Annotated in this window: 23 protein-coding genes and 2 tRNA genes; 9 read left to right on the top strand and 16 right to left on the bottom strand. The window is 72.5% G+C overall.

All coding sequences use genetic code 11. From position 1 onward, the window contains the following. Window positions 1–66 precede the first annotated feature (66 nt). Entirely contained in the window at window positions 67–429 is a 363-nt protein-coding gene (locus IE182_RS21050) for a YciI family protein (RefSeq protein WP_190111449.1), read from the top strand. Window positions 430–487: 58 nt separating this feature from the next. On the opposite strand, the gene def is transcribed toward IE182_RS21050, so the two are convergent. From def to IE182_RS21090, 8 genes are all read right to left on the bottom strand, one after another. Next, window positions 488–1135 (bottom strand): peptide deformylase, encoded by a 648-nt coding sequence (def, locus tag IE182_RS21055; RefSeq protein ID WP_190111450.1) that lies wholly within the window; start codon window positions 1133–1135, stop codon window positions 488–490. 92 nt (window positions 1136–1227) lie between these two features. Continuing rightward, a complete protein-coding gene (locus tag IE182_RS21060) occupies window positions 1228–2220 on the bottom strand; it encodes a tetratricopeptide repeat protein (protein ID WP_190111451.1) in 993 nt (330 codons plus the stop codon). Window positions 2221–2510: 290 nt separating this feature from the next. Further along, window positions 2511–3743 carry an HD-GYP domain-containing protein gene (locus IE182_RS21065; protein WP_190111452.1) on the bottom strand — a complete coding sequence of 411 codons (1233 nt, stop codon included), beginning with the start codon at window positions 3741–3743 and terminating at the stop codon, window positions 2511–2513. After that, window positions 3740–5095, bottom strand: a complete 1356-nt coding sequence (locus IE182_RS21070) for an HD-GYP domain-containing protein (RefSeq protein ID WP_190111453.1) — start codon at window positions 5093–5095, stop codon at window positions 3740–3742. Before IE182_RS21070 ends, IE182_RS21065 begins: the two co-directional genes overlap by 4 nt. A 135-nt stretch (window positions 5096–5230) precedes the next feature. After that, on the bottom strand, window positions 5231–5554 hold the full coding sequence (rsrA, locus tag IE182_RS21075; protein WP_190111454.1) for a mycothiol system anti-sigma-R factor: 324 nt from the start codon (window positions 5552–5554) through the stop codon (window positions 5231–5233). Continuing rightward, window positions 5551–6237, bottom strand: a complete 687-nt coding sequence (locus IE182_RS21080) for a sigma-70 family RNA polymerase sigma factor (protein ID WP_190111455.1) — start codon at window positions 6235–6237, stop codon at window positions 5551–5553. The genes rsrA and IE182_RS21080 overlap by 4 nt, the downstream gene beginning before the upstream one ends. A gap of 262 nt (window positions 6238–6499) precedes the next feature. Next, window positions 6500–7141: an alpha/beta hydrolase family protein gene (locus tag IE182_RS21085; protein WP_229844986.1), complete on the bottom strand. Its 642-nt coding sequence runs from the start codon at window positions 7139–7141 to the stop codon at window positions 6500–6502. Between the two features lie 62 nt (window positions 7142–7203). Then, the gene (locus IE182_RS21090; RefSeq protein ID WP_190111457.1) at window positions 7204–8031 is read right to left on the bottom strand and encodes an SOS response-associated peptidase; all 828 of its coding nucleotides are present in this window, start codon (window positions 8029–8031) and stop codon (window positions 7204–7206) included. Window positions 8032–8072: 41 nt separating this feature from the next. On the opposite strand from IE182_RS21090, the gene IE182_RS21095 reads away from it, so the two are divergent. The 4 genes from IE182_RS21095 to IE182_RS21110 all read left to right on the top strand — a co-directional run bounded on the left by IE182_RS21095 (window position 8073) and on the right by IE182_RS21110 (window position 11628). Next, on the top strand, window positions 8073–8789 hold the full coding sequence (locus IE182_RS21095) for a M50 family metallopeptidase (RefSeq protein ID WP_190111458.1): 717 nt from the start codon (window positions 8073–8075) through the stop codon (window positions 8787–8789). A 60-nt stretch (window positions 8790–8849) separates the two neighbouring features. After that, on the top strand, window positions 8850–10196 hold the full coding sequence (aroA, locus tag IE182_RS21100) for a 3-phosphoshikimate 1-carboxyvinyltransferase (RefSeq protein WP_190111459.1): 1347 nt from the start codon (window positions 8850–8852) through the stop codon (window positions 10194–10196). 17 nt (window positions 10197–10213) lie between these two features. Then, window positions 10214–11218 (top strand): ribosome small subunit-dependent GTPase A, encoded by a 1005-nt coding sequence (rsgA, locus tag IE182_RS21105; RefSeq protein WP_190111460.1) that lies wholly within the window; start codon window positions 10214–10216, stop codon window positions 11216–11218. An 86-nt stretch (window positions 11219–11304) separates the two neighbouring features. After that, window positions 11305–11628, top strand: coding sequence for a DMT family transporter (locus IE182_RS21110; RefSeq protein ID WP_190111461.1), 324 nt, complete (start codon window positions 11305–11307; stop codon window positions 11626–11628). A 21-nt stretch (window positions 11629–11649) separates the two neighbouring features. Here the strand turns inward: IE182_RS21110 and IE182_RS21115 are convergent, their stop codons facing one another. Next, window positions 11650–12297 carry a TetR/AcrR family transcriptional regulator gene (locus IE182_RS21115; protein ID WP_190111462.1) on the bottom strand — a complete coding sequence of 216 codons (648 nt, stop codon included), beginning with the start codon at window positions 12295–12297 and terminating at the stop codon, window positions 11650–11652. A 141-nt stretch (window positions 12298–12438) separates the two neighbouring features. Between IE182_RS21115 and hisN the strand changes: the two genes are divergently transcribed. Further along, window positions 12439–13233: a histidinol-phosphatase gene (hisN, locus tag IE182_RS21120; protein WP_190111463.1), complete on the top strand. Its 795-nt coding sequence runs from the start codon at window positions 12439–12441 to the stop codon at window positions 13231–13233. A 194-nt stretch (window positions 13234–13427) separates the two neighbouring features. Further along, complete coding sequence (locus IE182_RS21125) at window positions 13428–13829, top strand: CBS domain-containing protein (protein WP_190111464.1); 402 nt, start codon at window positions 13428–13430, stop codon at window positions 13827–13829. Window positions 13830–13910: 81 nt separating this feature from the next. On the opposite strand, the gene IE182_RS21130 is transcribed toward IE182_RS21125, so the two are convergent. Beyond that, entirely contained in the window at window positions 13911–15404 is a 1494-nt protein-coding gene (locus IE182_RS21130) for a catalase (RefSeq protein ID WP_373303592.1), read from the bottom strand. 160 nt (window positions 15405–15564) lie between these two features. Between IE182_RS21130 and IE182_RS21135 the strand changes: the two genes are divergently transcribed. After that, window positions 15565–15981 carry a Fur family transcriptional regulator gene (locus IE182_RS21135; protein WP_190111466.1) on the top strand — a complete coding sequence of 139 codons (417 nt, stop codon included), beginning with the start codon at window positions 15565–15567 and terminating at the stop codon, window positions 15979–15981. A 103-nt stretch (window positions 15982–16084) separates the two neighbouring features. Here the strand turns inward: IE182_RS21135 and IE182_RS21140 are convergent. The 4 genes from IE182_RS21140 to IE182_RS21155 form a co-directional block, all read right to left on the bottom strand. Continuing rightward, window positions 16085–16158: transfer RNA gene (locus tag IE182_RS21140), tRNA-Met, on the bottom strand. Between the two features lie 92 nt (window positions 16159–16250). Beyond that, window positions 16251–18200, bottom strand: a complete 1950-nt coding sequence (locus IE182_RS32515) for a tetratricopeptide repeat protein (protein WP_190111467.1) — start codon at window positions 18198–18200, stop codon at window positions 16251–16253. Window positions 18201–18449: 249 nt separating this feature from the next. Next, a tRNA-Met gene (locus IE182_RS21150) sits at window positions 18450–18523 on the bottom strand. A 42-nt stretch (window positions 18524–18565) separates the two neighbouring features. Next, window positions 18566–21451: a UPF0182 family membrane protein gene (locus IE182_RS21155; protein WP_190111515.1), complete on the bottom strand. Its 2886-nt coding sequence runs from the start codon at window positions 21449–21451 to the stop codon at window positions 18566–18568. 145 nt (window positions 21452–21596) lie between these two features. On the opposite strand from IE182_RS21155, the gene IE182_RS21160 reads away from it, so the two are divergent. After that, complete coding sequence (locus tag IE182_RS21160) at window positions 21597–22181, top strand: PPA1309 family protein (RefSeq protein ID WP_229844989.1); 585 nt, start codon at window positions 21597–21599, stop codon at window positions 22179–22181. Window positions 22182–22233: 52 nt separating this feature from the next. Here the strand turns inward: IE182_RS21160 and IE182_RS21165 are convergent, their stop codons facing one another. Further along, window positions 22234–23322: a YlbL family protein gene (locus IE182_RS21165; protein ID WP_190111468.1), complete on the bottom strand. Its 1089-nt coding sequence runs from the start codon at window positions 23320–23322 to the stop codon at window positions 22234–22236. Between the two features lie 86 nt (window positions 23323–23408). Next, window positions 23409–23570 carry a hypothetical protein gene (locus IE182_RS21170; protein ID WP_190111469.1) on the bottom strand — a complete coding sequence of 54 codons (162 nt, stop codon included), beginning with the start codon at window positions 23568–23570 and terminating at the stop codon, window positions 23409–23411. Window positions 23571–24013: the final 443 nt, after the last annotated feature.

A 24013-nucleotide genomic window follows, 5' to 3' on the forward strand; every position in this document is an offset into this window, starting at 1 on the left:
GCACGTCGCATCGCGTGTCTCCCGTCCGGGAACCCACAGCGGGTCCGGACGAACGGGAGGCACGCGATGCCGCGTTTCATGATGATCGTCAAGGCGAGCGAGGACTCCGAGGCCGGCGTGCTGCCGACCCGGGAGCTGATCGCCGAGATGGGGCAGTACAACGACCAGCTGGTCGAGGCCGGGGCGTGGCTCACGGGCGACGGCCTGCGTCCCACGTCCGACGGCGCGCGGGTGACGTACTCCGACGGCGCGCCCGTGGTCACGGAGGGGCCCTTCGGCCCGGCGAAGGACCTGGTCGCCGGCTTCTGGGTCATCCGGGCCCAGTCCATGGACGAGGCCCTGGAGTGGGCCCGGCGCATCCCCTTCCGGGAGGGCGAGGTCGAGGTGCGCCGGCTCTTCGAGGCCGACGACTTCCCGGCCCAGCCGTAGGACGCGTGTGGGGGGCGCTCCCGTAGGAGCGCCCCCCACACGCGTGGTGCGACGAGGGTCAGTCGTTGGCGACGACCGGGTAGCGCGGGGTGCCCTCCGCCATCTGGCGCAGCGCGTCCTTGCGGTCGCGCTTGGAGAGGCGGTCGATGTACAGGTAGCCGTACAGGTGGTCCGTCTCGTGCTGCAGGCAGCGGGCGAAGTAGCCGGTGCCCTCGACGGCGATCGGGTTGCCGTGCATGTCCTGGCCGCGGACGACCGCGTAGTCGGGACGGGCCAGCGAGGCGTAGGCCGTCGGCACCGACAGGCAGCCCTCGTTGGAGTCGTCGAGGATGCGGCGGTCGGCCGGCAGCTCGTCGAGGACGGGGTTGACGACGTGGCCGACGTGGCGGACGCCCTCGTCGTCCGGGCAGTCGTAGACGAAGACCTTGAGGTCGACGCCGATCTGGTTGGCGGCCAGGCCCACGCCCTCCGCGGTGCGCTGGCTGGCGAACATGTCGTCGATCAGCTGGGCGAGCTCGTCGCCGAACTCCGTCACGTCCTTGCACTCCTTGTGCAGGACGGGGTTGCCGACGACCGTGATCGGCCGGGAGGTGCCGCGCTCACGGTGCGCGAGCTCACGCGCCTCGCAGTCCTCGGTGTCCACGATGAACTCGCCGGACTCCTTCGGCTCTTCGTTCACCGAGTGCTCAGTGTCTTGCTGCGCCATGTCCGCCGTATGCCTCTCTCACAACCCGAAAGCACTGTCTTGCCCTGAATCCACGGGGCCCCGTACAGAGTAAAGGGGACCTGGGCGGCCGCTCAGCAGACCTCTTCGAGATCGCGCCATTCACGGGTGTCGGGGCTGTCGGCGACCCAGCCGTCGAGCAGCCCGCGGACGAGCCCGGCGGGCGCCGCGATGCCGCACTCGCGCTCGGGTACCCACAGGGAGCCCGAGCCGGTGCCGGCGGTGCGGTGGCCCAGCGGGCCGGGATGGCCGGGCTCGCTGTGGTCGTGCGGGTCGAGGTGCTCGCCGTCGCCCTCGTCGCTGGGCATCCGGCTCTCCGAGCACGTGCGGCACAGCAGGCGCACGGAGGAGGACCAGTCCTCGGCGGCGAAGCCGGCGTCGGCCGCGAGCCGCTCCAGGGCGTCCCGGTCGGCCTCGGTGGCGGCCTCCAGGAGCACGACCCAGGTCGGGACGGGAGAGGGGGCCCACAGCTCGATCTCGTCGAAGACGGGGTAGGAGGGCCCGGCGGCGGTGACGCGCTCGCCGTGCGGGACACCGTCGTGCAGCACCACCTCGCCCCAGCGGCGGCCGGAGGACGGCAGCGGGATGGAGAGCACCTCGATCCGTGCCGGGTCCAGCCGGCGGCCCCAGACGACCTCGGCCTCGCCCTCCGGGGAGAGCCGGACGGCCGCGCTGCCGAGCTCCATGCCGACGGGCTCGGCGGCCGGCCCGCCCTCGGTGGGCACCCGAAGCCCGTACGCCTGCCAGGCGCGGCGGGCCAGCGGCCAGTCCTGCAGGGCCGTGGCCGCGATGCCCACGTTCCACCAGTCCGGGGCGCCCGCCTCGCGGTCCAGCAGCGCGACGGCCCGCAGGCCGGCGGCGCGGGCCTGCTCCCAGTCGTGCCGGAACTTGTGCAACAGGGCCAGGTTGAACCAGGACTCGGACAGCCACGGCTCCATGTCGGCCGCGCGTGTGAGCAGCGCGCCCGCGTCCTCGTACCGGCCGTCCCCGATGAGCGTGAAGGCACGGTCGGTGGCCTGCCGCCACGAGGCGGAAGGCCGGTGCCGTACCCTGCCGAAGATCCTCACGATTCCCGCCTGCCGGTTTCTGCGTGCGACCACGCCGGATGGACCGGGTGACGGCCGCCGTCCGCGCGGACGGCGCCCCACCACTCCTCGACTCCGGGGAGCGGTGCCCACCACACCTCCTTGCCGAAGCGAGCGCGCACGACACCCCCCGTTTTCCGCATTCTCGCCATTCTCTGCGTCTCTTCGCATCCAACCATGCCCCTTCGGACGCCCGCTCATTACCCGTGGGTTCGGCGGGCCAGTCCCCCTTCGCCCGGTTTTCTCCGGGGGCTTTCGGGTGCTGCGGGGCGCTACGGGGGCGGAGGGGCGGGGCGGCCGCGCGCGAGCACCGTGGCGAGCGCCTCCACCACCCGGGGCTCGTGGTCGTAGGCGGTCGCCAGGCGCAGTCGCTCCAGCGCGCGCAGGGGGCCGCACGCCGGGTCGCCGGCGAGATCGTCGTAGGCGTTGACGGTGCGCACGACGCGGGCGGTGAGCGGCTGGTCGCGGTACGGGTCCGCCTGCCGCTCGACCACCAGGGCGACCTCGGGGGCCACGCCGGTCTGGCGCACCACGGCGCCGCCCAGCAGGGCGATGCGGCGGCGCTGCTCGGGGGGCAGCGGCTCGGTCGCGCCGGCGGGCACGGGGTCGAGGAGGGAGAGCTGGCCGATGTCGTGCATCAGGGCCGCGTACTCCACGACGGTGAGGTCGGCGCCGGACAGGCCGAGCTCCCGGCCGACCGCCCGGCTGAGGGCGGCCACCCGGCGGGCGTGCCCGGCGGGGGTGTACCCGGCGATCTCGGTGGTGCGGGCGAGGGAGGCGATGGTCTCGCGGCGGGTGGCCCGTACGGCCTCGTAGCGGTGGATGGAGAGCTGGGTGACCAGCAGGGGCAGGCAGAACACCGGCAGCGCCCACAGCCCCGCCGCGGCCACGGCCAGGGCCATCACCGCGCCGGTGGCCCCGATCGCCGAGCCGATGCCGGGCAGGGTGCGCAGCTCCTCGCGCAGGGCGGCCCCGTAGCCGCCGCCGTGGCGGGCGTGGGTGAGGGCGGCGGCGAGGACGGCGTCGCACAGGGCGGTGAGGGCGAGGAGCAGCAGCAGGAACACCCCGTAGCAGGGGCTGTGGGCGGGCCACCGGCCGAGGGCTTCCACGGTGTGCAGCGGCTGGAAGCAGACGGCGGCGAAGCCGGCGCCCAGGATGCGGCGGGCGAGCCGGTCCGGGGCGGGGGGCCGGCCCACCGCGCCGGCCAGGGTGGCGCCGAGGACGACGGCGACGACCTGGGGCGCCCCGTGCGAGGTGGGCTCTCCGCCGACCTCGCCGAGCAGGGCGTAGGCGAGGGTCCCCGCGGAGCCGACGGGCGCGGTCTCCCGGCCCCCGGCCGAGGGGCGCGGCCGGCGCCGTGCGGCCTCGCCCAGGGCGATGAGCGCCCCGTAGGCCAGGGCGACGTGGGGCTGCTCGACGCCGCGCCAGGCGGTCCAGGCCAGGGCGGCGACGGCTGCCGTGCCGGCGACGGCGTACACGCCCCGCACGAGGGGCTCCCCGGTCATCCGCGGCCGCCCGGTCGCGCCTCGCCGGAAGCGGGCGAAGCCGTGGAACAGTGATCAAGAGGGACGTTTCGGCTGGCGGGCGTACGGCCCGGCGGGCGCAGCGGGGAGAGCTCTGCCGCGCCCTCGGCGGGGCGCCAGCCGTGGCGGTCCAGCGCCCGGGAGAGCGCGGCCACCATCCGGGGGTCGAACTGGGATCCGGAGCAGCGCTGCAGCTCGGCCAGGGCGACGGGGACGGGGCGGGCGCGGCTGTAGCTGCGGGTGGAGGTCATGGCGTCGAAGGCGTCGGCGACGGCCACGACCCGGGCCGACTCGGGGATCTGACGCCCCGCCAGGCCGTAGGGGTAGCCGCTGCCGTCCAGGCGCTCGTGGTGGTGGAGGATCGCCGCGCGCGCCTCGTCGAGGAAGCCGATGCCGCGGACCATTTCGTGGCCGTACTCGGGGTGCAGCTCGATGGCGCGGCGCTCCTCCGGGGTGAGGGGCCCGTCCTTGCGCAGCACGCGGGTGGGGACGCCGAGCTTGCCCACGTCGTGCAGGGTGCCGGCGAAGCGGAGCGCTTCGAGGCGGTCGCCGCTGATGCCCAGCTCCCGGGCGATCAGCACGGAGGCGCGGCCGACGCGCTCGCTGTGGCCGCGGGTGTAGTGGTCCTTGAGGTCGACGGCCTGGACGAGCGCCCGGACGGTGGCCTGGTGCGCGGCGCGCTCGCGCCGGCAGCGGTCGAGGACCCAGGCGGTGACGGCCATGGGCAGCAGCACCAGCAGCGCGGCGGCGCGGCCGTAGGGGCCGTGCCACAGGACGGCGGTCAGCAGGGCGGTGGGGCCGTGGGACAGGGGCGGCAGCAGCACCTCCGGCAGCGGGCGGCGCCAGGCGGTGCGCGGGGAGCGGCCCTCGGCGGTGACGAGCACGCCGCCGTCGAGCGCGGCGGCGACCAGGGCGAGGACCAGGGCCGCGGCGAGGGCGGGAAGGACGGCGCGGGGGAAGGCCGGCCCTTCGAGGACGCGCGGGGCGCCCAGGCCGTAGACGTACGAGGCGGCGCCGGCGGCGAGGGAGGACTGCGCGGCGTGCCACAGCCGCCGCACCCCGGCCGGCTCCCGTCCGGGCCGGCCGGCGAGCCCGCCCGCCGCCGCGACCAGCGCGGCGGCGCCCGGCGGCAGCAGGAACGCTCCGGCGAGCAGCACCGGCACCGTCAGGGGACAGCGCGGCAGTCGCTCACAGGCCGCCCCGACGCCGGCGAGGAGCACGACCGTGCCCCAGGGCACCGCGGGCGCCTCCCGCACGGCGGGCACGGCGCACACCGCGGCGGCGAGTACGGCGCACGTGATGTACACGCGTGCCGCCGCCGGAAGTGCCCACATGGCGCGTCCTCCCCGACCCTCGGACATGGCGTCTGGATGGGGAGAATAGGCTCAGCAGCGGCCGGAGAACGAGGCTCCGGGTATTGCACCGTCCGTTCGGGTGACGTTCCCCGTTACGGTGGTTTGGATCAGTGGTCAGTCCTGCTGCGCTGCGGCCTCCGCCGCCTTCGCCTCGGCCACCAGGTCCTGGTCGGGCACCGACTGCCCGGACCGGATGAGCTCGATGCGGCCCATGACCTTCGAGCGGAGGTCGGCCGGCACGTCGTCGTGGCCGCAGCAGCGCTTGACGAGCTTCTTCACCGCCTGCTCCAGCCCGTACTTCTCCAGGCACGGGGAGCACTCGTCGATGTGCACCTCGAACTCGGCGCACTTGCCGTCGGGCATCTCGTGGTCGAGGAACTCGTAGAGGTGGTCGAGGACTTCAGAGCAGTCCGTCTCGTGCGGGTCTCCGCAGCTCATGAGTCCGAGCCTTTCCGATTGTGCGACTCGTCGGAACCGTTCGACGCGGGGGCGGCCCCGGCCGGGACCAGACCGCGCTCGCGGGCGTAGTCCTCCAGCAGTCCGCGCAGCTGACGACGGCCCCGGTGCAGCCGGGACATCACCGTGCCGATGGGGGTACCCATGATGTCCGCGATCTCCTTGTAGGCAAAGCCCTCGACGTCCGCGAGGTAGACCGCTATGCGGAACTCCTCGGGAATGGCCTGGAGGGCCGCCTTGACGTCGGAGTCGGGAAGGTGGTCGAGCGCCTGGGACTCCGCGGAGCGCAGACCCGTCGACATGTGCGACTCGGCGCGGGCGAGCTGCCAGTCCTCGATCTCCTCGGACGCGCTGCGCAGCGGCTCCCGCTGCTTCTTGCGGTACGAGTTGATGAAGGTGTTGGTCAGGATGCGGTACAGCCACGCCTTGAGGTTCGTGCCGTCACGGAACTGGTGGAAGGACGCGTAGGCCTTGGCGTACGTCTCCTGCACCAGGTCCTCGGCGTCGGCTGCGTTGCGCGTCATGCGCAGGGCGGCCGAGTACATCTGGTCGAGGAAGGTCAGGGCGTCGCGCTCGAAGCGCGCGTTGCGCTCCGCCGTCGTCTCGGCGGGCTCCCGCTTGCGGTTGTCGTCGGCCCCCGCGTCGGTCCCGGTAACCGGACCCACCTCCTCCAACACCACGGCGGCGCCCGGACCGGACCCGCTCGAATCGGAGAATAGACGACGTTCCGGTGCGCTCGCCGCTCCAGCCAGGGCCGACTGGGCCACGCCCATGACCGCCCAACCGCGATCGGCCGAGTGCGGGCGGGACGGGCATGCGATCGAACCCATGCGGGGAGCTCCCATTCCTTCGTCTGTGCCGGTACATGACTACAGAGGGCACAACAGCAGCACCTCGTGGATCATTCCCGGCCGAACGGAAGTCGTTCTAGATCGACTTCAGCCAGGTCCTGACCGCGTACGTGATCACTCCCAGCGCCTCCTCCTGGGTGACGTCCGCCTTCTTCGGCACCGCGAAGCCGTGGTCGGCGTGCGGCACCGCGACGGGTTCGGTGCCGGGCGGGAACTCCTCGGGGCGGCCGAACGGGTCGCGGGCGCCCTGCACCACGAGGGTGGGCAGGCCCGCACCGGCCAGCTCGTCGGCCCGGGACTTCTCCGGCTTGCCCGGCGGGTGCAACGGGAAGCTCAGCGCCAGCACGCCGGCCGCCCCGAGCTCCGCCGCCGTCCGGCAGGCCACCCGGGCACCCGCGCTGCGTCCGCCCGCGACGACGGGCAGCCCGGGCGCCGCGAGCGCCGGCCACAGCGCGCGCCACGCCTCGTCCAGGGCGCGGGGCGCCGGGGCCACCCGCTTCCCGGCGACCCGCCAGGGCTGTTCGACGAGCGCGACGCTCACCCCCGTCAGCGGCAGGTCGGCGGCCAGCGCCCGCAGGTCGCGCGCCTCCACCCCGCCGCCCGCGCCGTGCCCCAGGGCCAGCACGAGGCGGGCGCCGGGCGCCAGGTACCAGTGGATGCGGGCGTCCCCGGCGGGGGTCGGCACGTCCTGCACGGTCTCCGCGATCTTTGTCGTCACCCGGCCCATCCTGCCGTGCGCGCGGCCGCCCGTCCGTCATGCGAGGCCGTCGGGCCGGCCCGTCAGAAGAGCGTCGCCTCCTCCGGCGCCGCCAGCTCCGTCAGCAGTTCGGGCCCGTTGTTGCGCACGTCGCTGACCGCCGTGGCGACCGGGTACGCCCGGACGAGTCCGGAGGGCGGGGGCGCCAGCAGCTCCCGCAGCTCCGCCGGGTCCGTGCGCCCCGGGTCCAGCCAAGCCGCCCACTTCCCGGGGGGCAGGACCAGCGGCATCCGCGGGTGGATCTCCGCCAGCGACCGGGGGCCGTCCTCCCCGTCGGCCCGCTCCGCCCCGGCGAACGGCCCGGGATCCGCTTCGGTGGTGAGCACCGAGCACGTGGCCCACCAGGCCAGCGGATGGTCCGGCGGCAGCACCGGGTCGCGCCAGAACTCGTACACCCCGGCCAGCGCCATCACCGATCCGTCGGCCGGCGTGACGAAGTAGGGCTGCTTGCGGGTCCGCTTGCGGCGCCCCTTCTCCTCCAGCTCCCGCTCCTGCGCCCCCGTGACCCACTCGTAGTAGCCGTCCGCCGGGAGCAGGCAGCGCCGCGCCTCGAAGGCCCGGCGGAAGGACGGCTTCTCGTGGACCGTCTCCGCCCGGGCGTTGATCATCTTCGCCGCGCCCTCCGGGGACTTCGCCCACGACGGCACCAGCCCCCACCGCAGGACGCGCAGCTGACGAACCGGACGGCGGTCGGCGGCGTCTTTCAAGGGACGTTCGAGCACCGCGTGGACGCTCTTCGTCGGCGCCACGTTCCAGTCCGGAGCAAGCGTCTCCTCCGGTTCCCACTTCTCCACCCCGAAGAGCCCGGCCAGGTCCTCCGGCCTCCGGCTCGCCGCATATCGCCCGCACATGAGTTCCACACTGCCACGAAGACGCAAGGAGCGGCTCACAGATGGACAACAGCACCACCGCCACCGACCTCTGGAACCGCATCTTCGGCACCCAGCCCCACCCCTCGACGTGGCTCGTCGCCGGCACCGCCCTCGTCGCGCTCGCGGCCGTCGCCCCGTACGGCGTCTGGCGGATCACCCGCAACGCCGTCACCATCGCCCACGAGGGCGGCCACGCCCTGGTGGCCCTGCTCAGCGGGCGGACCCTGGACGGCATCCGGCTGCACTCCGACACCTCCGGGCTGACCGTCTCGCGCGGCCGCCCGACCGGCCCCGGCATGATCCTCACCGCGGCCGCCGGCTACACCGCCCCCTCCCTGCTGGGCCTCGCGGGCGCCTGGCTGCTGGCCGCCGGGCACATCACCGCCCTGCTGTGGGGCGCCACGGCCCTGCTCGCCGCGATGCTGGTGATGATCCGCAACGCCTACGGCGCCCTGACCGTGGTGCTCGCCGGAGGCGCGTTCGTCGCCGTCTCCTGGCTCGCGGGGCCCGCGGTGCAGGCGGCGTTCGCCTACGGGGTGGTGTGGTTCCTGCTCCTCGGCGGCATACGGCCCGCCTTCGAGCTGCAGCGCAAGCGCCGGCACGGCGGCGCCCCGGACTCCGACGCCGACCAGCTCGCCCGGCTGACGAACCTCCCCGCGGCGGTGTGGCTGGTCCTCTTCCACATCGTGTCGCTGACCTCCCTGACCGGGGGCGGCCGGTGGCTGTTCGGCCTGTGAGGGGCCGGGCCGGGCCCTTCGCGGAGCCGACCACCGGGAGAACCTCAGTAAGGTAAGGGCATGACCGAGAGCCCCGCGCACCCCGATCTCTGGCCCGCCCCCCTCGCGACAGGGGCCGTCGACGCGACGGTCACCGTGCCCGGATCGAAGTCGGTCACCAACAGGGCCCTCGTGCTGGCCTCCCTGGCCGCCGAGCCCGGCTGGGTGCGCCGCCCGCTCCGCTCCCGCGACACCGTGCTGATGGCCGAGGCGCTGCGCGCCATGGGCGTCGGCATCGAGGAGGGCGTGGGCCCCGACGGCACCGGCGAGGCATGGCGCGTCATCCCGGCCCGGCTGCACGGCCCGGCCACCGTCGACGTCGGCAACGCCGGCACCGTCATGCGCTTCCTGCCGCCCGTCGCCGCGCTGGCCGACGGCCCCGTCCGCTTCGACGGCGACCCCCGCAGCTACGAGCGTCCGCTGCACGGCGTGATCGACGCGCTGCGCGCGCTGGGCGCCCGCATCGACGACAACGACCGCGGCGCCCTCCCGCTCACCGTGCACGGCGCCGGAGCGCTGGACGGCGGCCCGGTCGAGATCGACGCCTCCTCGTCCTCCCAGTTCGTCAGCGCCCTGCTGCTGTCCGGCCCGCGCTTCAACCAGGGCGTCGAGGTCCGGCACGTCGGCTCCGCCCTGCCGTCCATGCCGCACATCCGCATGACCGTGGACATGCTGCGGGCGGCCGGCGCCCAGGTCGACACCCCCGAGTCCGGCGGCGAGCCCGACGTCTGGCGGGTCTCCCCCAGCGCCCTCCTCGGCCGCGACCTGGTCGTCGAGCCCGACCTGTCCAACGCCGCCCCCTTCCTGGCCGCGGCCCTGGTCACCGGCGGCAAGGTCACCATCCCCGACTGGCCCGAGCGCACCACCCAGCCGGGCGACGCGCTGCGCGAGATCTTCACCGCCATGGGCGGCAGCTGCGAGCTCACCGACGCCGGCCTGACCTTCACCGGCACCGGACGCATCACCGGCATCGACGCCGACCTGCACGAGGTCGGCGAGCTGACGCCGGTCATCGCGGCCGTCGCGGCCCTGGCCGAGACCGAGTCCGTCCTGCGGGGCATCGCCCACCTGCGGCTGCACGAGACCGACCGGCTGGCCGCCCTGGCCAAGGAGATCAACGAGCTCGGCGGCGACGTCACCGAGACCGAGGACGGCCTGCGCATCCGCCCGCGCACCCTGCACGGCGGCGTCTTCCACACCTACGAGGACCACCGGCTGGCCACCGCGGCCGCCGTCATCGGCCTCGCCGTCGACGGCGTCGAGGTGGAGAACGTCGCCACCACGGCCAAGACCCTGCCCGACTTCCCGGAGCTGTGGACCGGGATGCTCGGCTCCGTCGCGGGGGCGACGACGGCGCCGAGAAGCTGAGAGATCCTGGAAGCACCATGCGCCGCTACGGCAAGCACACCGACGAGGACGACGTCCGCGTCCGCCCCAACCGCAAGGGCAACCGCCCGCGCACGACCATCCGGCCCAAGCACGAGGACGCCGCCGAGGGCTTCGTGCTGACCGTGGACCGCGGCCGGCTCACCGTCCTCGTCGACGACCGGCCCGTCGTCGCGATGAAGGCGCGCGAGCTCGGCCGCAAGAGCGCCGTGGTCGGCGACCGGGTCGCGGTCGTCGGCGACCTCAGCGGCGCCAAGGACACCCTCGCGCGCATCGTGCGGGTCGAGGAGCGCAGCTCGGTGCTGCGCCGTACGGCCGACGACGACGACCCGTACGAGCGGGTGGTCGTCGCCAACGCCGACCAGCTGGCGATCGTCACCGCGCTCGCCGACCCGGAGCCGCGCCCGCGCCTGATCGACCGCTGCCTGGTCGCGGCGTACGACGCGGGGCTGGAGCCGCTGCTGGTGCTGACCAAGTCGGACCTGGCATCGGCGGAGACGCTCATGGAGTCCTACGGCTCCCTGGGCATCCGCTACGTGGTCACCAGCCGCGAGGAACTGGCCGAGGGCGCCGCCGCCCGCCGGGTCCGCGAGCAGCTGGAGGGACGGATCACCGCGTTCGTCGGGCACTCCGGCGTCGGCAAGACCACCCTCGTCAACGCGCTCGTGGAGCGGCAGCGGGCCACCGGCCACGTCAACGCCGTCACCGGGCGCGGCCGGCACACCACCACCTCGGCGCTGGCGCTGCCGCTGCCGGAGGGCACGGGCTGGGTCATCGACACCCCGGGCGTGCGCTCCTTCGGACTGCACCACGTGGACCCCTCGCGGGTCATCCACGCCTTCCCCGACCTGGAGCCCGGCACGGAGGGCTGTCCGCGCGCGTGCAGCCACGACGAGCAGGACTGCGCGCTGGACCAGTGGGTCGCGGACGGCCACGCCGACCCGCAGCGCCTCTACTCGCTGCGCCGGCTGCTGGCGACCCGGGAGCGGCGCGAAGGCGACTGATCGCCTACGTTTGCGAACGGCCCCGGGCGGCAAGGGCATGAAGAGCGCCGGGGCTGGCGGGCGGCCCGCGAACGGGAGGCAATGAGATGGCGTGGCTGCTGGTCGTCGTCGCCGGGCTTCTGGAAACCGGCTTCGCCGTCTGTCTCAAGCTCTCGCACGGCTTCACCCGGCTGTGGCCCACCATCGCCTTCGCCTGCTTCGCGCTCGGCAGCTTCGGCCTGCTGACCCTCTCCCTGCGCAAGCTCGACGTCGGTCCGGCCTACGCCGTCTGGACGGGCATCGGCGCGGCCGGCACCGCGATCTACGGCATGGTCTTCCTGGACGACCTGGTCTCCACGCTCAAGCTCGTCTCCATCGCCCTCGTGATCGTCGGGGTCATCGGGCTGCAGCTGTCGGGCTCGGCGCACTGACCCCCGTGTGGGCCCCGCCGCTCACGCCGGCGCGTACCGCAGCAGTGCGCGCACCAGGCGGGCGACCTCCCGCGCCGCCTCCTCGTCGGTGGCGGCCGGGGCGATGACGTAGGACAGCGTCAGCCGCACCGCTGCCTCACAGGCCCTCAGTACGACCTCGCCGCCCGGCCCGTCCTGCCCGTGCTGCCCGTCCTGCGGGGGTGTGCACCGGCCGATCGCGGCGGCCGCGCTGTCGCGTATCCGCTCGGCCAGCAGCCCGGGGGCGGGGCCGCGGGGCGGCCGCCCGTCGCGCGGGGCGCGCGGGGGCGGGACGGGGGGTGCGGCGGCGGGCGGGAGCCGGTCCCCGCGGCAGCCGGTCAGCGCGGCCCGCACGAACGGGTTGGCGCGCGCCGTGCGCAGGGTCCACAGGGCCGCTGCGGCGCAGCAGTCGCCGGCGTCGCCGGAGGCGGCGGCCTCGGCGAGGGAGCGTTCCGCCCCGGTGAGGAAGGCGTCGGTCTCGCGGCGCACCAGGGCGCGGGCGAGTCCGTCCTTGCTGCCGAATTCGTTGTAGAGGGTCTGCCGGGAGACCCCGGCCGCGGCGGCGACGTCGACCATCCGGACCCCGTGCCAGGGCCGGGCGCCGAGCGCTGTGAACGCCGCGTCCAGTAAGAGTTCTCGTGCCGCGGGCATCGTCGCCTCCCCGGCCGTACGGCCGCACGACGGTTGTGGCGTTGTGGCCAGGCCACAGGATTGACGCACCGCCAGACGCTGTCAAGGGCGTCGGCAGGTCGCGCCGCGCGTGACCACGTGGCCGCGGGTAGTGTGCGTGGCATGTCCGACTACCACGATGATCTGCGACTGGCCCATGTCCTGGCCGACGCCGCCGACGCGGCCACCATGGACCGGTTCAAGGCCCTCGACCTGAAGGTCGAGACCAAACCGGACATGACTCCGGTGAGCGAGGCCGACAAGGCCGCCGAGGAGCTGATCCGTGGTCATCTGCACCGCGCCCGGCCCCGCGACGCCGTGCTGGGCGAGGAGTTCGGCAGCGAGGGCATGGGCCCGCGCCGCTGGGTGATCGACCCGATCGACGGTACGAAGAACTACGTACGCGGGGTTCCGGTGTGGGCCACGCTGATCTCGCTGATGGTGCAGGCCGAGGGCGGTTTCCAGCCCGTGGTCGGCGTGGTGTCGGCGCCGGCGCTGGGGCGCCGCTGGTGGGCGGCGAAGGACTCGGGCGCGTACACCGGCCGGAGCCTGACGTCGGCGTCGCGGCTGCAGGTCTCGCGGGTGGGCCGGATCGACGACGCCTCCTTCGCGTACTCCTCGCTGACGGGCTGGGAGGAGCGCGGGATGCTGCCCGGCTTCCTGGACCTGACGCGCGACTGCTGGCGGACGCGCGGCTACGGGGACTTCTGGCCGTACATGATGGTGGCCGAGGGGTCCGTGGACATCTGTGCGGAGCCGGAGCTGTCGCTGTGGGACATGGCGGCGAACGTGGTCATCGTCGAGGAGGCGGGCGGCCGCTTCACCGGTCTGGACGGCCGGCCGGGTCCGCACAGCGGGAACGCCGCCGCGTCCAACGGACTGCTGCACGATGAGCTGTTGAGCTATCTACGGCAGTAACGGCCTTAAACCCACAAGGACGTCGTAAAAATTCGGCAAAATCCAGCCCTGCTCAGACCTTGTTCAGCCCGGCACGGCATGCCACGCTGACAGTCCCGACGCTTGTGAACTTGTGAACCCCCGGCGTTCCGCCCGGGGCGGAGTTCATTCTTCCGGGACTGTTCCGCAGTCCACCAAGGAGGTGGCTTACGGCCATGCTCGTCCGCGACGCCATGAGCACGGTGGTCCTCACCATCGGCCCGGCACACACCCTCCGGCAGGCCGCACGGCTGATGTCCGCGCGCAGGGTCGGCGCGGCGGTCGTCCTCGACCCCGACACCTGCGGGCTCGGCATCCTCACCGAGCGCGACATACTCAACGCGGTCGGGGCGGGGCAGGACCCCGACCGCGAGACCGCCCACGGCCACACCACCACGGACGTGGTCTTCGCCGCCCCCGGGTGGACCTTGGAGGAGGCCGCCGCGGCGATGTCCCGTGGCGAGTTCCGGCACCTGGTCGTCCTCGACGAGCACGAGCCCGTCGGCGTGGTGTCGGTGCGCGACATCATCCGCTGCTGGCTGCCGGCCCGGGAGCGGGCGGGCGCCGTGCCCGTGTGAGGACGGCCCGGACAGGCCGGAGAGGCCGGAGCCCCATGGCGTCCGGCCTCTCCGGTTCGTACGGCAAGCGTCCAGTGGCCGTCAGCCGCGCAGGGCCTGGACCGCGGCGTCGAGCCGCTTGCCGTAGTCGGGGTCCGCCTGGCGGAAGTTGGCCACGGCCCGCTCGACGATGTCGTCGCGCGAGACCTTGGCGATGAAGCCGGCCAGGTTGGCGATCAGGCGCTCCTTCTCCCCCTCCGACATCAGCCGGTAGAGGTTGCCCGCCTGGACGAAGTCGTTGTCCTCGGCGTGCGAGGGGGCCTCGGTGTTGCCCGTCACCCCGGTGAGCGGGAGCGGCTGCCACAGCGGGCGGCCGGTCTCGACGGGGCCGCCGAAGCTGTTGGGCTCGTAGTTCTTGGCGCGGCCGTGGCGGCCGTCGTAGGCGTAGCCGTCGCGGTTGTTCGTGCGGGCCACGGTGGCGTGCGGGCGGTTCACCGGCAGGTGGTCGGCGTTGATGCCGACGCGGTAGCGGTGGGCGTCGCCGTAGGCGAACAGCCGGCCCTGCAGCATCTTGTCGGGGGACGGGCCGATGCCCGGCACGAAGTGCGCCGGCGAGAAGATCGCCTGCTCGACCTCGGCGAAGATGTTGTCGGGGTTGCGGTTGAGCTCCAGCTTGCCGATCTCGATCGGCGGGTAGTCCTCGTGCGGCCACACCTTGGTGAGGTCGAACGGGTTGAAGCGGTAGTTCGCCGCCTCGTCCGCCGGCATGATCTGCACCTGCACGGTCCAGCTCGGGAAGTCGCCGCGCTCGATGGCCTCGCGCAGGTCGCGCTGGTGGCTGTCGGGGTCCATGCCCGAGACCTGCACGGCCTCGTCGACCGTGAGGTTCTTGATGCCCTGGTCGGTCTTGAAGTGGTACTTGACCCAGAAGACCTCGCCGGCCTCGTTGTTCCACTGGTAGGTGTGGGAGCCGTAGCCGTTCATGTGGCGGTACGAGGCCGGGATGCCGCGGTCGCCGAAGAGCCAGGTCACCTGGTGGGTGGCCTCGGGCGACAGGCCCCAGAAGTCCCAGACGTTGTCCGCCTCCTGCGAGCCGGTGTACGGGTCGCGCTTCTGGGTGTGGATGAAGTCGGGGAACTTGATGGCGTCCTTGATGAAGAACACCGGGGTGTTGTTGCCGACGAGGTCGTAGTTCCCCTCTTCGGTGTAGAACTTCAGCGCGAATCCGCGGGGGTCGCGCACGGCGTCCGCCGAGCCGAGGTTGCCGGCGACGGTGGAGAAGCGCAGGAACGTCTCCGTCTGCTTGCCGACCTCGGAGAGGAACGCGGCCCGGGTCCAGCGGCTGACGTCCGCGGTCACGGTGAAGGTGCCGTAGGCGCCGGCGCCGCGGGCGTGCACGATCCGCTCCGGGATGCGCTCGCGGTTGAAGTGCGCGAGCTTCTCCAGCAGCAGCTGGTCCTGCACGAGGACGGGACCGCCCTGGCCCGCGGTCTCGCTGTTCTGGTTGTCCGCGACCGGAGCACCGGACTCCGTGGTCAGCGGGCCCGCCGCCGTTGCCGCCTGGCCGTTCGTCGTCACGTACGCCTCCGTCGTCAGATCGTCTTCATGGCCCGAGCCACAGATTCCGCGTCTCGAACCGGCTTCGATCCTACATTGGACATTGTCTAAGTCAAGATGGGTGAGACATAAATATCGATTCCATGGATGGACAAGGGCCGCTGCTACGCTGGTCCTATCTGACTGATAGGTGAATGGCATGAGTGACCTGCTGGAACGGCTCCGCGGCCGGGGCTGGCGGCTGACCGCGCAGCGGCGCGTCGTCGCCGAAGTCCTGGACGGCGACCACGTCCACTACACCGCCGACGAAGTGCATGCGAAGGCGGCCGATCTGCTGCCCGAGATCTCGCGCGCGACGGTCTACAACACCCTCGGGGAGCTCGTCTCGCTGGGCGAGGTCCTGGAGGTGAGCACGGACGGGCGCGCCAAGCGCTACGACCCCAACGCGCACCACGCGCACCAGCACCTGGTGTGCTCGCGGTGCGGCACGATCCGCGACGTGCACCCCGCGGGCGACCTCCTGGCCGGGCTCCCCGCCGAGGAGCGCTTCGGCTTCCAGGTCTCGACGGTCGAGGTCACCTACCGCGGGATCTGCCCCAGCTGCAGCACGGCGTGAGCTGCGGGCCACCTCGGCCCGGTCCGCCCCGCCGAGCTGCGGTGGCACGGCGGCGAGCACAACAAAGGCCCGGATCCTGAAGGATCCGGGCCTTTGCCCAGAGTAGCGGGGACAGGATTTGAACCTGCGACCTCTGGGTTATGAGCCCAGCGAGCTACCGAGCTGCTCCACCCCGCGTCGTTGACACCACCCTAACCCGTCCGTGACCCCAGGGGCAAATCCCTTTACACAGCCGCTTACGCCGCCCCTCCGGCCGCCCGCGTCCGCGGCTACGCGCTGAGCTCCTGCTGCAGGGCGTCCCGCAGCCGGGCCGCGCGCTCGGCGACCTCGGGCGGGCCCAGCTCCACGGCCCGTGCGCACCACATCTGGCCCTCGGCCAGGCCGCCGCGGCGCGCGGCGAGCAGGGCGAGCCGCAGCGCGGCGCGGCCGTGCCCGGCCTCGGCGGCCCGGGCCCACCACATCGCGGCCTCCGGCTCGCTGCCCTCGCGGGCGAGCAGCAGGCCGAGGTTGAAGGCGCCGTTGCGGCTGCCGGCCTCGGCGGCCTCGCGGTACCAGTGGGCCGCGGCGGCCAGGTCGCCGCGCTCGGCGACCAGCATCCCCAGGCGCACCTGGGCGCGCCGGTGGCCCTGGCGGGCGGCCCGCTCGTACCACTCCTCGCACTCGAAGCGCGTGTCCTCGTCGCGGTCGAGCAGCGCGCCCAGCCGGAAGGCGGCCTCGGGGCTGCCGCCGCGCACGGCGACCCGCAGGTGGCGCTCGGCCGCCTCCACGTCGTCGGCCCCGCCGTCGCGCAGCAGCACCATGGCGACCTGCAGCGCCGCGTCGGTGTGCCCGGCGGCGGAGGCGCGCTCGTACCACTGGAAGGCCAGCTGCTCCTCGCCGCGCTCGGCGTAGAGGATGCCCAGGTTGAAGGCGGCGTCCACGCTGCCGGCCTCGGCGGCCTTGGAGAACCACGGCTCGGCGCCCGCGGAGTCGCCGCCCTGGAGCAGCAGCACGGCCAGCGCGTTCGCCGCCTCCCGGTGACCCGCGTAGGCGGCCCGGCGGTACCACTGCTCGGCCTGGGCCGTGCGGCCCTGTTCGGCGCAGAGCAGGGCGAGGTTGTACGCGCCGTTGACGTCGCCGGCGTCCAGGGCGGCGCGGTACCAGCGCTCGGCCTGCTGGGGTTCGCCCCGGTCGGCGTGCAGGGCGCCCAGGGCGTTGGCGGCGTTGCCGTCGCCCTCCTGGGCGGCGCGGCGCCACCAGACGGCCGCGCTGTCGCAGTCGCCCGCGTCGCGCAGCAGGAAGCCGAGGGCACAGGCCGCGCGCGGCTCGCCGTCCTTGGCGGAGGTCAGGTACCAGCGGGCGGCCTCCTGGGTCTCCCCGCGCCCCTCCAGCAGGGTGCCCAGATGCAGGGCGGCGCGCCGGTGGCCGCGGGCGGCGGCCTGGCGGTACCACTGCTCGGCCTCGCCGGCCGGGCCGTCCTGGCGGCGGCCGCCCGCGGCGGCGGCGCGCAGGTCGCGCACGGAGGTGTCGCCGCCGCCGGCGGAGACGTGCCGCGTGCCGGTGGCGGGGCCGAGGCTCCCGGCGAGGCCGCCGGCCGCGGAGCCCGCCCGCGGCGCCCGGCCGTCGAGTATCCGGGCCAGGCGGTAGGCGGCCTCGCGGTGGCCGCGTTCGGCGGCGGCACGGAACCAGCGTTCGGCGCCCACGTCGCTGCGGTGCTCCAGCAGGTCGGCCAGGGCGTACGCGCCCAGGGCGTGGCCGGACTCCGCGGACTGGCGCAGCCAGTACTCGGCGGCGGGCTCGTCGCCGCGCTCGCGGTGGTAGCGGCCCAGGGCATGGGCGGCGGGCGCGGAGCCGGCGACGGCGGCGACGCGCCACCAGGTGGCGGCCTCGTCGGCGTAGCCGCGCTGGTGCAGCAGGACGCCGAGGTTGTTGGCCGCGGAGCGGTCGCCCTCGGCGGTGGCGGCCCGCAGGTGGCGTTCGGCGCCGTCGAGGTCGCCGCGGCGCAGCAGCAGGGCGCCGAGCATGCTCAGGGATGCGGGGTCCCCGGACTCGGCGGCGCGGCGGCGTGCTGTCTCCAGCTCCAGGTCCGCCGCTTCGGTGGCACAGCCGGCGTCCGGGGCGGTGGTCTCCCCCGGGCCGAACGACGACGGGTCCTGGTCGTCCTGATCGCTCCCGTCCCCGGGAGCTGCTACAAGCCGGCGCGTTTCCAACAGCCTCGCCTTGTCCCCCATAAGTCCCATCGTCGCACTCCCGCAACCTGCGTACACCTGGAATACCGCAGCCAGTGAGGTCACTTCGGCGTTTTGTCGACTTCCCGACTTCCCGACACGGCGCTGCCCCAAACTCTAATCAAAAGCCCCGCACACAACCCGCACAGACGAGGCGTGTCCGGTCGGCCGCCGGCCGTCTTCCGTGCGCCGCAGGGCCGTCGGGCCGCCCGGACGTACAACAAGGCCCGGAGTCCGAGGACTCCGGGCCTTGTCTTTCAGTAGCGGGGACAGGATTTGAACCTGCGACCTCTGGGTTATGAGCCCAGCGAGCTACCGAGCTGCTCCACCCCGCGCCGTTGTGGAACAACCGTACCACGGGCGCGGGGCGGTACCGGCTAACTGCCCGGCTTGGGGGCGTTCTGTGCTGCCTTGGCCTCCGCCTTGGCAGCGCGTTCGAGCGCGTCCTTCAGGTCCTGCTGGGCCTTGCCGTAGGCCGCCCAGTCCTTGGAGTCGAGCGCCTTCTGGCCGGCGTCGAACGCGTCCTGGGCGTCCTTGAGAGCCTGCTTGACCGTCGGGTCCTGGGTCGCCGGGGGCTTGGTCGTCCCCTCGGCGGGCGGCTTGGTGCCCTGCTCGGGCGCCTTGACCCCGAACACCACGTCGAGCGCCTGCGTGAGGTTGTCCTCGAAGGCCGTCTTGTCACCGTAGGTGACCAGAACCTTCTTCAGCAGCGGGTAGTTGGTGCCCGCACCCCGGACGTAGACGGGTTCGACGTAGAGCAGTCCGTCGTCGAGCGGCACGGTCAGGAGATTGCCGTACTCGATCTCGGAGTCGCCGCGCTTGAGGATATTGATCTTATTGGCGATCTCGGGATCGCCGTTGAACTTGCTCTGCACCTGCTGGGGGCCGGACGTCGGGCTCTCTGCGGGCAGTTTCAAGACCCGGATCTTCCCGTAGTCCGGGCTCTTCGCGTCGGCGTCCACGGCCATGAACGCACCGAGGTTCTCCCGGCTCTTCGGGGTGAACGTGGTCGTCAGCGAGAAGGACTGCTGCTTCTGGTCCGGCATCCGCATGCTCAGGTAATACGGCGGAACGGCGTTGCCCGACTTGTTGGTCGGGTCGTCCGGCACCTGCCAGCGCTCGCTTCCCGTGTAGAACGTCCCCGGATTGGTGACGTGGTAGCGGGTGAGCAGTTCACGCTGGACCTTGAAGAGGTCCTGCGGGTACCGGAGATGGTCCATCAGGCCGGAGCTGATCTCGCTCTTCGGCTTCACCGTCCCGGGGAACGCCTTCATCCACGTCTTGAGCACCGGGTCCTTGGTGTCCCACTGGTACAGCTTGACCGTGCCGTCGTAGGCGTCGACCGTCGCCTTGACGGAGTTGCGGATGTAGTTGACCTGGTTCTGCTGGGCCACCACGGCACGCTGACCGGTGGTCAGCGAATCGGCGGTGGTGTCACCGAGGGTGGTGCGCGAGGCGTACGGATAGCCGTTGGTCGTGGTGTACGCGTCGACGATCCACTGGATGCGCCCGTCGACCACGGCCGGATAGGCGTCGCCGTCGATCGTCAGCCACGGGGCGACCGATTCCACGCGCTGCTTGGGGGTGCGGTTGTACAGAATCCGCGAGCCCTCCCCGATGGCCCCGGAATAGAGGATCTGGGGCTCGCCGAAGGCCACGGCGTAGGCGGCGCGGTTGACGGGGCTGGAGAGGTCGACACCGCTCTTGCCCTTGTAGCTGTAGCTCTTCTCGCCCTGGTCGCCGGAGTAGTCCAGCTCCTTCTGCGGACCGCCCACGATCGAGTACTGCGTGGTCTTCTCGCCGTAGTACACGCGCTGCTCGTACGAGCCGAGCTTGCCCTCGGTCGGCAGGTTCTTCTCGGTGAAGTCCGGGGAACCGCCGTCGCCGGTCGAGGTGCCCTTCGCGGTGATGGCGCCGTAGCCGTGGGTGTACTTGAAGTGGTCGTTGATCCAGTTGCGCTCGGGAATGCCGTTGATGTTGAGCTCGCGCAGACCGATGACCGTGTCCTGCTCCTTGCCGTCGACCTTGTAGCGGTCGACGTCCAGCGTGGACGGGAACTGGTAGTAACCGCGCACCTGCTGGAGCTGCTGGAAGGTGGGCGAGACGATGTTCGGGTCGAGGAGGCGGAGGCTGGCCGTGGAGTCGGCGTCGGCCCGCAGCTTCTCCTTGTTCTTGCCCTTGAGGTCGCTGGTGCCCTGGTAGTCCTTCACCTGGGCGCCGTCGATGCCGTACGCCTCACGCGTGGCGTTGATGTTCTTCTTGATGTACGGCGCTTCCTTGGCCTGCTCGTTCGGCTGGACCTGGAACTTCTGCACGATCGCCGGGTAGAGCCCGCCGATCAGCACCGCCGACAGCACCATGAGGCCGAAGCCGATCACCGGCAGCTGCCAGGTGCGCCGCCACAGCGTCGCGAAGAACAGCACCGCGCAGATCAGCGCGATGATGAAGAGGATCGTCTTGGCCGGCAGGTAGGCGTTGGCGTCCACGTACCGCAGGCCCGTCCAGCCCTCGGTCGACTTCAGGCCGCTGGACTTGACCGCGAGCCCGTACCGGTCGAGCCAGTACGCGACGGCCTTGAGCGTCACGAAGATGCCGAGCAGCACCGACAGGTGGCCGGTGGCCGCGGCCGTGGCCCGGCCGCCCGGGCTGGTCAGCCGCAGGCCGCCGTAGAGGTAGTGCACCAGCGCGGCCGCGATCAGCGACAGGACCGCCGCGGCGAAGCCGAAGCTCAGCAGGAAGCGGTACCAGGGAAGGTCGAAGGTGTAGAAGGAGATGTCCTTGTGGAACTGCGGGTCCGTCTGCCCGAAGGACACGCCGTTGACCCACTGCAGCCATGTGCGCCACTGGCCGGCGGCGGAGGCTCCCGCGACCAGGCCGACCAGCGCGGTGACCGCCAGCAGCACCCACTTCTTGTACGGGGCGATGCTCATGCGGTAGCGGTCGAGGCTCTGCTGCTCGGCCGACATCGCGCTCAGCGGCGGCCGCAGGCGGTGCGCCAGCCAGATGTTCGTCCCCACCGCCAGGGACATCAGCAGGCCGAAGACGGCGAAGAGGCCGATCTTGGTGCCGAGCGTGGTGGTGAAGACCGACGAGTAGTGCACCGAGCGGTACCAGAGCCAGTCCGTCCAGAACCCGGCGAACATGACGAAGAGCATGGCCAGCACCGCCAGCACGCCCAGGGTGGTCAGCAGGGTCCGGACACGCCGGGACGGTCGGCCGACTCTGATCCGTGGCCCTGTCGGGCCTCCGCCGCGGTCCGGCATCTGGAAAGCCAAGGTGCGCACCTCGAAGTTCGCTGTCGATGGAGCTGTCGATCAGGGCCCCGGGGATGAGGGAACCCACTGCTGCAACTTACCGAGGCTTTACTCGGTTCCCGTTTTCGGGCTTTCTCAGGGCACGATATTGACCATGTCCAGCAATACCGGTTCGAACCTTCCCGGCTCGCACGAGCCCAGCACCCCCATGGCAGCCAGCCCGCTGACGCGCGCAGTGCTCGAAATCGACATGTATGCGTCCGGTCTCGGCTGGGACCAGCCCGCGCGGCTGTTCGCCCTGGTCGACACGGCCAGGCTCCGTACCCAGGAGCCCGGTCTGGCCGCCCAGCTCGGCCTCGACGACGAGGCCGCGAACACCGCCTCCTTCACCCCCATCGAGCAGGAGGAGCTGCCGCCCGGCACCGCCCTCGACAAGTTCCTCGGCACCATCGCCTGGCCGGACGCCGTGGCAGGGTGCGCCCTGACCGTGGAGCGCCTGATGCTCCCGCCGTCCGCCGAGGCATCGGTGCCCCACGGCATGAACGAGAAGCAGCTCGCCGCATGGGTCGCCAAGCACCCGGACCGCCAGGAGGTCCGGATGACGGTGGCGGTGCTGCGCGACGGCGCCCGCGAGTCGGCCGTGCGGCTGCGCGAGAAGGACTCCCCCACCGAGGTCCTCACCGGCGCCGACCTGGTGCCGGGCCTCGCGGAGGCCCTGGCGGCGACGTTCGCCGACTGACCGCCGCCGGGGGGCCGGCCGGGCCGGGGGGCCGGCCGGGCCGGGGGGCCGGCTAGCGGGCCGCGCACTGCGGCAGGCCGGCCGTGTCCCCCTTGCGGAGCTTCTCCAGGGACTGCAGCGCGTCCTTGATCGTGTCGACCTTGATCAGGGTCAGGCCCGAGGGGGTGTCCTTCGCGGCGGCCGCGCAGTTGTCCTTCGGGGTCAGGAAGTAGCGCGCGCCCTTGGCGCGCGCCCCGACGGTCTTCATCTGCACGCCGCCGATCGGCCCGACCTTGCCGGTGTCGTCGATCGTTCCGGTGCCGGCGATGAACTTGCCGCCCGTGAGGTCTTCCGGGGTGAGCTTGTCCACTATGCCGAGAGCGAACATCAGCCCGGCGCTCGGACCGCCCACGTCGGCCAGCTTGATGTTGATCGAGAACGGGAAGGTGTGGTCCGTCCCGGCCTGGATGCCGACGATGGCGCGGTCGTCGTCGGGGGCCTTGTGCGTGACGAGCGTGACCGTGTCCTCGACCTTGGGCCGGCGCTTCTCCTTCTCCGCCGCGGCCGCCTCCTTGGCGGGAACGATCAGGAAGGACACCTTCTCGCCCGCCTTGTGCCGGGTGACCAGCTTGGCCACGTCGCCCGGCTGCTTGATCTCCGTACCGTCGACGGCCTTGATCACGTCGCCGGCGTGCAGCGCCCCCTCGGCGGGGCTGCCCTTGACCACGGAGGAGACCACGACGCGGGCGCCGACCGGGATGCCCAGCTCCTTGAGCGCGGCCACCTTGGCGCTCTCCTGGGACTGGCTGAATTCCTCCGCCGTCTCCTGGTTCAGCTCGTCCGGGGACTTGTCGTCCGGGTAGAGCGTGCTGTGCGGAACGACCAGGTTGTCGTGCGCGATCCAGCCGTAGACCGCTTCGACCAGATTCATGCGGTACTGCGAGCCCGTCACCCGGACCGTGGTCATGTTGAGGTGACCGGTGGTCGGGTAGGTCTGGTGGCCGGAGATCTGCAGCACCGGCTCGCCGCCGTGCTCACCGAGGGTGTTGACCGTGGGCCCCGGGGACATCTCCGAGTAGGGCACGGGGATCAGCACGCCTGCGCACAGGAGCGCGATCAGCATCAAGAGGGAGGCGAGCATCGTCGCGGTGCGGCGGGGCATGGAACGACAGTACGGGACGGGTCCGACAGTCCACTTCCGGGGCGGTCCGTACGGGGCAGGTACCGGACGTTCCGCCACAGCGGTCGTTACGAACCGGACTCGGTCCGCTCCATCGCCCGCCGGAACTTCTCATAACCGGCCAGCTCCGCAACATCACCGCTCTTGCGGTTACGAGCCGCCCAGCTTCCCCACAGGGCGGCAGCGACCGCCGCACCTACCGGAATCAGCAACCAAGCGAGCGCCGCCATGCCGGCCTCCGACCCCTACGCGATCACAACTGAACTGATGAGCAGATTAGACGTCTTCGGTCTCAACGCTTACGTCAGGGTGCCGGTTACGCAACCAGGGAGGCCCATAAGTGGGCGAGTTTGACCCACCCTGGCGGACCGCGGGGAGGTCCCCCAGACTTCCCAGCTCGACGGCGCTACGCGCCCACCCTCCCCCAGCTACCGCTGGGAGGTGCCCCCAGACCTCCCTGCACGACGACGCTACGCGCCCACCCTCCCCCAGCTACCGCTGGGAGGTGCCCCCAGACCTCCCTGCACGACGACGCTACGCGCCGACCCTCCCCCAGCTACCGCTGGGAGGTGCCCCCAGACCTCCCTGCTCGACGGCGCTACGCGCCGACCCTCCCCCAGCTACCGCTGGGAGGTGCCCCCAGACCTCCCTGCTCGACGGCGCTACGCGCCGA

Source organism: Streptomyces cinnamoneus, from assembly GCF_014650495.1.
Taxonomy (GTDB): domain Bacteria; phylum Actinomycetota; class Actinomycetes; order Streptomycetales; family Streptomycetaceae; genus Streptomyces; species Streptomyces cinnamoneus.

Excerpts from the sequence above, each read along its gene's own strand:
- IE182_RS21050 (WP_190111449.1), top strand. The coding sequence starts at position 67 with ATGCCGCGTTTCATGATGATCGTCAAGGCGAGCGAGGACTCCGAGGCC.
- def (WP_190111450.1), bottom strand. The coding sequence starts at position 1,135 with ATGGCGCAGCAAGACACTGAGCACTCGGTGAACGAAGAGCCGAAGGAG.
- IE182_RS21065 (WP_190111452.1), bottom strand. The coding sequence starts at position 3,743 with ATGACCGGGGAGCCCCTCGTGCGGGGCGTGTACGCCGTCGCCGGCACG.
- IE182_RS21070 (WP_190111453.1), bottom strand. The coding sequence starts at position 5,095 with ATGTGGGCACTTCCGGCGGCGGCACGCGTGTACATCACGTGCGCCGTA.
- rsrA (WP_190111454.1), bottom strand. The coding sequence starts at position 5,554 with ATGAGCTGCGGAGACCCGCACGAGACGGACTGCTCTGAAGTCCTCGAC.
- IE182_RS21090 (WP_190111457.1), bottom strand. The coding sequence starts at position 8,031 with ATGTGCGGGCGATATGCGGCGAGCCGGAGGCCGGAGGACCTGGCCGGG.
- IE182_RS21095 (WP_190111458.1), top strand. The coding sequence starts at position 8,073 with ATGGACAACAGCACCACCGCCACCGACCTCTGGAACCGCATCTTCGGC.
- aroA (WP_190111459.1), top strand. The coding sequence starts at position 8,850 with ATGACCGAGAGCCCCGCGCACCCCGATCTCTGGCCCGCCCCCCTCGCG.
- rsgA (WP_190111460.1), top strand. The coding sequence starts at position 10,214 with ATGCGCCGCTACGGCAAGCACACCGACGAGGACGACGTCCGCGTCCGC.
- IE182_RS21110 (WP_190111461.1), top strand. The coding sequence starts at position 11,305 with ATGGCGTGGCTGCTGGTCGTCGTCGCCGGGCTTCTGGAAACCGGCTTC.
- IE182_RS21115 (WP_190111462.1), bottom strand. The coding sequence starts at position 12,297 with ATGCCCGCGGCACGAGAACTCTTACTGGACGCGGCGTTCACAGCGCTC.
- hisN (WP_190111463.1), top strand. The coding sequence starts at position 12,439 with ATGTCCGACTACCACGATGATCTGCGACTGGCCCATGTCCTGGCCGAC.
- IE182_RS21125 (WP_190111464.1), top strand. The coding sequence starts at position 13,428 with ATGCTCGTCCGCGACGCCATGAGCACGGTGGTCCTCACCATCGGCCCG.
- IE182_RS21135 (WP_190111466.1), top strand. The coding sequence starts at position 15,565 with ATGAGTGACCTGCTGGAACGGCTCCGCGGCCGGGGCTGGCGGCTGACC.
- IE182_RS32515 (WP_190111467.1), bottom strand. The coding sequence starts at position 18,200 with ATGGGACTTATGGGGGACAAGGCGAGGCTGTTGGAAACGCGCCGGCTT.
- IE182_RS21155 (WP_190111515.1), bottom strand. The coding sequence starts at position 21,451 with ATGCCGGACCGCGGCGGAGGCCCGACAGGGCCACGGATCAGAGTCGGC.
- IE182_RS21160 (WP_229844989.1), top strand. The coding sequence starts at position 21,597 with ATGTCCAGCAATACCGGTTCGAACCTTCCCGGCTCGCACGAGCCCAGC.
- IE182_RS21165 (WP_190111468.1), bottom strand. The coding sequence starts at position 23,322 with ATGCCCCGCCGCACCGCGACGATGCTCGCCTCCCTCTTGATGCTGATC.
- IE182_RS21170 (WP_190111469.1), bottom strand. The coding sequence starts at position 23,570 with ATGGCGGCGCTCGCTTGGTTGCTGATTCCGGTAGGTGCGGCGGTCGCT.